Here is a 7,815-nt window from a genome sequence, read left to right as displayed (position 1 = left end):
GCGCACAGGAGCCCGTTTCCTGCCGCACAGCCGCCGGCCTTGCAACGGGGGCGAGGGTGGCTAATATCACCGCCAAAATAAGCGGCCGGGCGAAATGATCGCACCGGCCCTTTCGTACGTAAAATGAGACGGTTAGGCGGGCTTCGACGGCCAGGCCCGCCGTTCTGGAGGATCGCCCTATGGACATGAGTTTCTCGCCCGAGGACCTCGCCTTCCGCGACGAGGTTCGCAGCTTCATCGCCGAGAATTACCCGAAGGACCTGAAGTCGCGCCGGACGCGCGGCGAGATGACCAAGGAGGAAATCCTCACCTGGCATCGCATCCTTTACAAGAAGGGCTGGATCGTTCCGCATTGGCCGGTCGAATACGGCGGCACGGGCTGGACGACCACGCAGCGCTATATCTGGAACGAGGAGAATGCGCGCGCCGAGACGCAGGCGCTTCTTCCCTTCGGCCTCGCGATGGTCGGTCCGGTGATCTTCAACTACGGCAACGAGGAACAGAAGAAGCGGTTCCTGCCGGGCATCCTGTCGGGCGACGATTGGTGGTGCCAGGGCTATTCGGAGCCGGGCGCTGGCTCCGATCTCGCCGGCCTCAAGACGCGCGCCGTCCGCGAGGGCGATCATTATGTCGTCAACGGCCACAAGATCTGGACGACGCTGGCGCAATATGCCGACTGGATGTTCTGCCTCGTCCGCACCGATCCGAATTCGAAGCCGCAGGAGAGCATTTCCTTCCTCCTCATCGACATGAAGACGCCGGGCATCACCGTGCGTCCGATCATCACGATGGATGGCGCGCATGAGGTCAACGAGGTCTTCCTCGAAGACGTGAAGGTGCCGGCCGAAAACCTGATCGGCGAGGAGAACAAGGGCTGGACCTATGCGAAGTTCCTGCTCGGCAACGAGCGGTCGGGCATCGCGGGCGTCTCGCGTTCCAAGAAGGCGATCGAACGCCTGAAGTCGATCGCGACGGCCGAGCTTGTCGACGGGGCGCCGCTCATCAAGACCGATGAGTTCTCGCGCAAGGTCGCCGAACTCGAAATCGATCTCACCGCGCTCGAAGTGACGGAACTGCGCACGCTCGCCGCCGAAAGCAAGGGCCGGGGGCCCGGGCCGGAAGCCTCGATCCTCAAGATCAAGGGCACCGAGATCCAGCAGCGCATCACCGAGCTGACGCTCGAGGCGGTCGGCAATTACGGTCACGTCAACGTGCCGACGGGCGAACTCACCGGCAATGAATTCATCGCCGGGCCGGATTACTCGAACGGCAGCGCGCAGAACTACTTCAACATGCGCAAGACGTCGATCTATGGCGGCTCGAACGAAATTCAGCACAACATCATCGCAAAAATGGTGCTCGGCCTTTAAAGCCAAAAAGCACCTCACAGAAACAGCACTCAACGGGAAGGGTACGGACCATGGATTTTTCGTTCACAGAGGAGCAGACCCTGCTTCGCAATACGGTGCAGAGCCTGCTCAACGACAAGTATGACTTCGACACGCGTCGCAAGATCGTGAAGTCGGCCGAAGGCTGGAGCCAGCCGATGTGGGCGCAGTTCGCCGAGCTCGGCCTTCTCGCTGCGCCCTTCTCGGAAGAGATGGGCGGCCTTGGTGGCGGCGCCATCGAGACGATGATCATCGCCGAGGAATTCGGCCGTCATCTCGTCGTCGAGCCCTTCATCGAAACGGTCGTCATCGCCGGCGGGTTCCTCCGCGAGGCCGGCACGGCCGCGCAGCAGGAAGCCAATATTCCGGGCATCATCGACGGTTCGACGGTCTGGGCCTTCGCCTATGCCGAACCGCAGGGCCGCTACAACCTCGCCGACCTCGTCACCACGGCGAAGAAGGACGGCGCGGGCTACACGATCAACGGCTACAAGGCCGTGGTTCTCGGCGCCCCCTGGGCGCAGAAGCTGATCGTCACCGCGCGCACCTCCGGCGGCCAGCGCGACCGCGACGGCGTTTCGGTCTTCATCGTCGACAAGAACGCCCCCGGCGTCTCGACCCGCGACTATCCGACGGTTGACGGCCGCCGCGCTTCGGAAATCACCTTCGAGAACGTCAAGGTCGGTGCCGATGCGTTGATCGGCGCGGAAGGCAAGGGCTTGCCGCTCGTCGAGAAGATCACCGATCAGGCGATCGCGGCACTCGCGGCCGAAGCCACGGGCTGCATGGGCGAACTCAACAAGGCGACGGTCGAATATTGCAAGACGCGCAAGCAGTTCGGCGTGCCGATCGGCAAGTTCCAGGTGCTCCAGCACCGCATGGTCGACATGTTCATGGCCTATGAGCAGTCCGTCTCGATGACCTACATGGTCAACCTGAAGCTCGACGAGAACGACGCCGAGCGCACCAAGGCCGCCGCCGGCGCCAAGGTCCAGATCGGCAAGGCTGGCCGCTTCGTCGGCCAGCAGGCCGTGCAGCTTCATGGCGGCATGGGCATGACCGACGAACTCAATGTCGGCCACTATTTCAAGCGCCTGACGATGATCGACACCCAGTTCGGCAATGTCGATCATCAGTTGAAGCGTTACTCGACCGCTGCATAAGCTTTCGAGTCCGAGTCGAAGGGGAGGCCGTAACTCACGTTACGGCCTTTCTTTTTTGGGCCGAATCTGAGGATCGAGTCCAGCGACTCAGGCTATCGGGACCCGTCGCCAGCGCCACATGTCATCCCGAATAAGCGAATCGCGGCAAGGGGTTGAGGCAACGTTCCGGTCGACTTCAGACCTCGACCCGGAAGATAGAGGACCCGGTGATCGGTCCTATCCGGTTGACCTTTTCAATTTCGTACTTTAAAAAATAAAGTACATTGCATCCGGGAGAAGCTGATGGGCGACGATAAGGTTCGCGAGGAGATCGCCTTCATCAGGAGCGCCCTTGAGCAGGGCCGGGCCTATGCGCATCTGCGTAGCCCCGATTTCGCGCTCTGGGGCGCGCTGATGGCGCTGGGTTATCTCGGGACCTATGCCTTTGTCGTTCGGCTGTGGACGCTCAGCCCATCCGTGATCTGGTGGTCTCTCGTTGCCGTCGGCTGGCTGTTTTCCCTGTTCGGCGGCCGCCTGCGTCTCCGTCCGGAGGGGCGTGCCGCGAGTCCCGCCATCGACGCCCTTCGCGCGCTCTGGCTCGGCTTCGGCGTTACCACGGTGATCTTCGCGATCATGCAGACCGTCGGCGGCATCGAGGGCGAGTGGATGGACACGCGCGTTGCCGGTCTTCTCGGGCTCTGCTTCTTCGCCAGCGCGTCGATCACCAAAATCCGATGGCTCCGGTTCATTGCGGCCGGCTGGTGGGGCGCGGCGGTCGTCTTTTTTCTGCTGCATGGCCGCGCGGAAGGTCTGCTGGCCGGGGCGGGCTTCATGATCGTGCTGCTCTGCCTGCCGGGGCTCATGCTCTGGCTCAGGCGGCCTGCCGCCCATGGCTGATTACGACCACAGCGCCATCGACGAAGTTCTGCAAGGCCGCGTCCGGCTGGCCATCGTCGCGTTTCTTGCCGGAGCCCGCGAGGCTTGCGTCGATTTCACGACGATCCGCGATGCGACCAAGACGACAGACGGTAATGCGAGTGTGCACTTAAGAAAACTCGAGGAGGCCGGTTATGTCGCGATGGAGAAGCGCTTCGTCGGGCGTAAGCCGCAGACGACCTACACACTGACGGAAAAAGGGCGGCAGGCGCTGCTCGACTATGTGAACCATCTCGAGGCGCTTCTGCCGGCGACGACCGGTAGGCCCGGGTAGCGGAGGAAGTCATGAAGGAATTTTTCAACGATATGCTATCGACGATTTTTTTCGTCGCGCTCTATGCGGTCATTGGAGACATCTTCATCGCCACCGGCGCCGCCATCGCCGTTGGCATCGGGCAGATCGCGTTGTTCAAATTCCGCGGACGACAGGTCGATGCGATGCAGTGGATGAGTCTCGGCCTCGTCATCGTCTTCGGCGGTGCCACGCTCTATCTCCACGATCCGCGCTTCATGATGGTGAAGCCCAGCATCATTCATTTCGCCATCGGCTTCGTCATGCTGCGCAAGGGCTGGATGGGCCGCTACCTGCCGCCTGTCGCCGCCGAGAACATGTCGGCTCGCATGATCAACGGCTGGGGCTATGCCTGGGCGGTATTGATGTTCGGGTTAGGCGTTACGAATATCGGCGTCGCCCTGACCTTCAGCCCGGAAATCTGGGGCTACTTCATCGCCTTTGGCGCGATGGGAGCGAAGCTCGCCTTGTTCGCGGTCCAGTATGTTCTGATGCGCATGGCGGTGGTACGCCGACTCGCCGCCGCGCGCGCGACGGCGGTCTGATCAGGCGCTCGCGCGCCGCTCGGGCGGGGTCGGGCGGCGCAGGCGCGCGGCGGGGAAGACGGCCTCAGCTTGCGTGCCTTCGCCGAGACGGCTTTTCAACTCGAAACATCCGCCGTGCAATGCAAGCAGCCCTTTGACGATCGAAAGGCCTAGTCCGGAGCCCTTGCCGGGTTGCGCAATGCCGGCGGCGCCCTGAGTGAAGGCTTCCATGACCTTGTCGATTTCGGACTCGGCGATGCCCGGCCCCTGATCGTGGACGCCGAAGCGGAGATCGCCCGATGGATCGAGACGCGCGATCATCGTCACGACGGTATTGGGTGGCGAAAACTTGATCGCATTGGTCAGGAGATTGATCCATGTCTGGCGCAGGGCGCGCGCGTCGGCGCGGAGGATTGGCAAGTCGCCTTCGAAGTCCTCGACAATGGTGACGCGCTGGGCCTGGGCGCGGATGTCGAGCAGACGCTCGCAATCTCTCGCAAGGTGGACGATGTCCACTTCTTCCTCGACGATCTCGAACCGCCCGGCTTCGATGCGCGACAGATCGAGAATGTCGTTGATGAGGCCGAGGAGATGCTGACCCGAGCGGTTGATGTCGTGCGAATATTCCTTGTAGACCGGATTCGCGTGGCCGCCGAAGATCTCGCTCGCCATGACTTCCGAAAAGCCGATGATGGCGTTGAGCGGCGTCCGGAGCTCGTGACTCATGTTGGCCAGAAAGCTCGACTTTGCGCGATTGGCTTCTTCCGCCCGGGCGCGGGCTATATCCGACTCGCGTTTGGCGCGGAAGAGTTGCTCGATCAGCGCATTCTTGTCCGATTGCAGATTGATGGCGCCGAGAATGGCATTGTTGACGATGCCCGCGAGGTGAACGAGCAGCGCCATAAAGAGGCTGAGCACGACGACCAGAGAAAAATGAAAGAGATCGCCGAAGGCGACGAACCTCAACCCGATGGCGACCGCGATCGGCATTACGGTGCGATAAAAAACCGGGAAATAAGCGATCGTCACCAGAGTCATCGGTGCGAGCGAAACCGTCATGGCAGACAGAATATAGGCCTGGCGTGCGATATCTCCGGTCGGCCACAGGAAATAGAGCGCCGAGGAGAAGGCAATGCTGAAGGCGAGCGTGTGCGCCTCGAAGCGGCGCGCCCAATGTTCGGCGCCTTCCGGCTGGACGTTGCCTTTGATGAAAGCGCGGGCGTTCAGATAGCAGGCGAGCTGGGTCGCATTCACGACCAGTATCCAGGTGACGATCGTCCATAGCGGCACGCGCTCGGAAAGGCTCAGCCCGAATGCCGCGACCAGCAGCGGGAAGACGACGGGCGTGCTGAGCTGCGGTTCGACCAGGGCGCGAAGCTGTGCAAGCCGGGCCTCATGCGACATGCGCAGGGGTGCGAGACGGCGGAGCGCGCCAAGGCCGGCAAATGCCGACGCCCAGCGTGGACCCACTCCCTCCCTGGACGTGCTATCGCCGGCGCGCCGGTTTGCAGCGGCACTCCTAAGCGCGTCTTCCCATGACATACGCAGTCGCCCTTCGATCACGGGAAGGATCGGCGACTTGTGTCGCCTGCCCAGAATCTCTCGCTTCCCGTTTGAGATGAGGGTCGGCTAAAATTGTTAACAAGCTTTTCCAGTTCGTGGTTAAAGCAATATTTCGCGGGGCGTTTCCTGGGGATCGCTTCGGCCAAACGAGGCGCGGGCCCCAAATCCGCGCCCATGGGGAGAAACTGGATGAGCGATGCATTGCTATTCGAGAAAAAGGGCCATGTCGTCACGCTGACGATCAACCGGCCGGAAATCCGCAATCCGCTCGGTGCGGCCGAGGATCCCGATAATTTCTCGCAGGCCGTGGCACGCATCAACGCCGACCGCGACGTTCGCTGCGTCATTTTGACCGGCGCCGGTCAGGCTTTTTCGGCGGGCGGCAATGTCAAGGCGATGCGGGACGGCGGGGAGGGCTTCGGCGGACCCGGCACGCATATACGCGAACGCTACCGCAACGGCATTCACCGTATCGTGCGCGCCGTCTGGGGCATAGAGGTTCCGGTCGTCGCGGCCGTCAACGGTCCGGCGATCGGGCTCGGCAATGACGTCGCCTGCCTTTGCGACACGCGCATTGCGGCGAGCTCCGCGATTTTCGGCGCGACCTTCCTCAAGATCGGACTCATCCCTGGCGATGGCGGAGCCTGGCTGCTGCCACGCATTATCGGCATGGCACGGGCTTCGGAGCTTCTGTACACGGGTGACACCATCGACGCGCAGACCGCGAAGGAATGGGGGCTCGTGTCCGAGGTCGTGCCGCCCGAGGAACTATTGGCGCGGGCCGAAGCGATTGCGCGGAAGATCGCGGTTCAGGCGCCGGACGTGTTGCGTATGACCAAGCAGCTTCTCAGGCACGGCATGACGACGAGCTTCGACGGCATCATGGAGCTTTCGGCCTCGATGCAGGCGCTCGCCCATCACAGCGCCGATCACAGGGAGGCGCTCGACGCCTTCTTCGAGAAGCGCGTACCGGTCTATAAGGGCGAATAGCTGTTCAGGAATGAACCGCGTTCCGTTCGGGCGGCGGGCATCGGGAGTCGTTGAAGCGGCTCCCCAATGCCACTAAAGTCCCGCCCAACAAATCAACATCGGGAATAGGGAGCCACATCATGAGCGTCGTCGGCATCGTCGCCACCATCAAAGTGCAGCCAGGCAAGGAAGCTGAATTCGAGAAGATCTTCGCCGATCTGCGCGGCAAGGTTCGCGCCAACGAGACGGGCAATCTGCAGTACGATTTCTTCAAGATGAAGGATGAGCCGACCTATATCGTGATGGAGCAGTATGCCTCCGCAGATGCGATGGCGGCTCACGGCCAGTCCGAACATTTCAAGGCGGCCGGTCCGGCGCTCGGCGCGGTTCTCGCCGGTCGTCCGACGCTGCAGATCGTTTCCAAAGTCGAATAGGGATAATCTCGAATGGACCTGTCTTTCAGCAAGGAAGACGAGGCCTTCCGTCAGGAAGTGCGCGCCTTCATCGACGAGGCCTATACGGCCGACATACGCGCCAAGCACGCGCGCTCGAAACACGGCTATATCGACAAGGACAGCCATGTGAAGTGGCAGAAGGCGCTCGCGCGCAAGGGCTGGCTCGCGCCGAACTGGCCGAAGGAATATGGCGGCCCGGGCTTCACCGCGTCGCAGAAATATATCTTCGACGTCGAGATGGGCCGCGCGGGCGTTCCGCACACCATCCCGTTCGGTCCGACCATGGTGGCGCCGGTCATCATGAAGTTCGGTTCGCCCGAACAGAAGAAGAAGTTCCTGCCTGACATTCTCGAAACGAATGTTCTGTGGTGCCAGGGCTATTCGGAACCGGGCTCGGGCTCCGACCTCGCCTCGCTTCAGACCAAGGCCGAGAACAAGGGCGATCATTATCTCGTCAACGGCTCGAAGATCTGGACCTCGGTTGCGCAGTGGGCGGACTGGATTTTCTGCCTCGTGCGGACCTCGAAAGAGGGCAAGCCGCAGGAA

General features: G+C 62.0%; 9 protein-coding genes. 8 read left to right on the top strand and 1 reads right to left on the bottom strand.

The window, feature by feature from the left end; genetic code table 11:
- The first annotated feature begins 179 nt into the window (after positions 1 to 179).
- From VMR03_RS16190 to VMR03_RS16170, 5 genes are all read left to right on the top strand, one after another.
- The gene (locus VMR03_RS16190) at positions 180 to 1,370 is read left to right on the top strand and encodes an acyl-CoA dehydrogenase family protein (RefSeq protein WP_325407034.1); all 1,191 of its coding nucleotides are present in this window, start codon (positions 180 to 182) and stop codon (positions 1,368 to 1,370) included.
- A gap of 50 nt (positions 1,371 to 1,420) precedes the next feature.
- The gene (locus VMR03_RS16185) at positions 1,421 to 2,551 is read left to right on the top strand and encodes an acyl-CoA dehydrogenase family protein (RefSeq protein ID WP_325407032.1); all 1,131 of its coding nucleotides are present in this window, start codon (positions 1,421 to 1,423) and stop codon (positions 2,549 to 2,551) included.
- Between the two features lie 282 nt (positions 2,552 to 2,833).
- Entirely contained in the window at positions 2,834 to 3,427 is a 594-nt protein-coding gene (locus VMR03_RS16180) for a hypothetical protein (protein WP_325407030.1), read from the top strand.
- Positions 3,420 to 3,740 carry a transcriptional regulator gene (locus tag VMR03_RS16175; protein WP_325407028.1) on the top strand — a complete coding sequence of 107 codons (321 nt, stop codon included), beginning with the start codon at positions 3,420 to 3,422 and terminating at the stop codon, positions 3,738 to 3,740. The genes VMR03_RS16180 and VMR03_RS16175 overlap by 8 nt, the downstream gene beginning before the upstream one ends.
- A gap of 11 nt (positions 3,741 to 3,751) precedes the next feature.
- Positions 3,752 to 4,303 (top strand): inner membrane-spanning protein YciB, encoded by a 552-nt coding sequence (locus VMR03_RS16170; protein ID WP_325407026.1) that lies wholly within the window; start codon positions 3,752 to 3,754, stop codon positions 4,301 to 4,303.
- Here VMR03_RS16170 and VMR03_RS16165 read toward each other — a convergent pair whose 3' ends face one another.
- Positions 4,304 to 5,752 (bottom strand): sensor histidine kinase, encoded by a 1,449-nt coding sequence (locus tag VMR03_RS16165; protein ID WP_325407024.1) that lies wholly within the window; start codon positions 5,750 to 5,752, stop codon positions 4,304 to 4,306.
- Between the two features lie 282 nt (positions 5,753 to 6,034).
- On the opposite strand from VMR03_RS16165, the gene VMR03_RS16160 reads away from it, so the two are divergent.
- From VMR03_RS16160 to VMR03_RS16150, 3 genes are all read left to right on the top strand, one after another.
- Complete coding sequence (locus tag VMR03_RS16160) at positions 6,035 to 6,835, top strand: crotonase/enoyl-CoA hydratase family protein (RefSeq protein ID WP_325407022.1); 801 nt, start codon at positions 6,035 to 6,037, stop codon at positions 6,833 to 6,835.
- Between the two features lie 119 nt (positions 6,836 to 6,954).
- Complete coding sequence (locus VMR03_RS16155; RefSeq protein WP_325407020.1) at positions 6,955 to 7,248, top strand: putative quinol monooxygenase; 294 nt, start codon at positions 6,955 to 6,957, stop codon at positions 7,246 to 7,248.
- Between the two features lie 12 nt (positions 7,249 to 7,260).
- Positions 7,261 to 7,815, top strand: a 555-nt coding sequence (locus VMR03_RS16150; RefSeq protein ID WP_325407018.1) for an acyl-CoA dehydrogenase family protein, incomplete at its 3' end; no start/stop codon positions are given.

Source organism: Parvibaculum sp. (assembly GCF_035511255.1).
Classification (GTDB): domain Bacteria; phylum Pseudomonadota; class Alphaproteobacteria; order Parvibaculales; family Parvibaculaceae; genus Parvibaculum.
The sequence above is the reverse complement of the archived record's forward strand: the minus strand, read 5'-3'. Positions and strand labels throughout refer to the sequence as shown.

What these genes read in the sequence shown, in the direction of transcription:
- VMR03_RS16190 (WP_325407034.1), top strand. Translation starts at nt 180, where the DNA reads ATGGACATGAGTTTCTCGCCCGAGGACCTCGCCTTCCGCGACGAGGTT.
- VMR03_RS16185 (WP_325407032.1), top strand. Translation starts at nt 1,421, where the DNA reads ATGGATTTTTCGTTCACAGAGGAGCAGACCCTGCTTCGCAATACGGTG.
- VMR03_RS16180 (WP_325407030.1), top strand. Translation starts at nt 2,834, where the DNA reads ATGGGCGACGATAAGGTTCGCGAGGAGATCGCCTTCATCAGGAGCGCC.
- VMR03_RS16175 (WP_325407028.1), top strand. Translation starts at nt 3,420, where the DNA reads ATGGCTGATTACGACCACAGCGCCATCGACGAAGTTCTGCAAGGCCGC.
- VMR03_RS16170 (WP_325407026.1), top strand. Translation starts at nt 3,752, where the DNA reads ATGAAGGAATTTTTCAACGATATGCTATCGACGATTTTTTTCGTCGCG.
- VMR03_RS16160 (WP_325407022.1), top strand. Translation starts at nt 6,035, where the DNA reads ATGAGCGATGCATTGCTATTCGAGAAAAAGGGCCATGTCGTCACGCTG.
- VMR03_RS16155 (WP_325407020.1), top strand. Translation starts at nt 6,955, where the DNA reads ATGAGCGTCGTCGGCATCGTCGCCACCATCAAAGTGCAGCCAGGCAAG.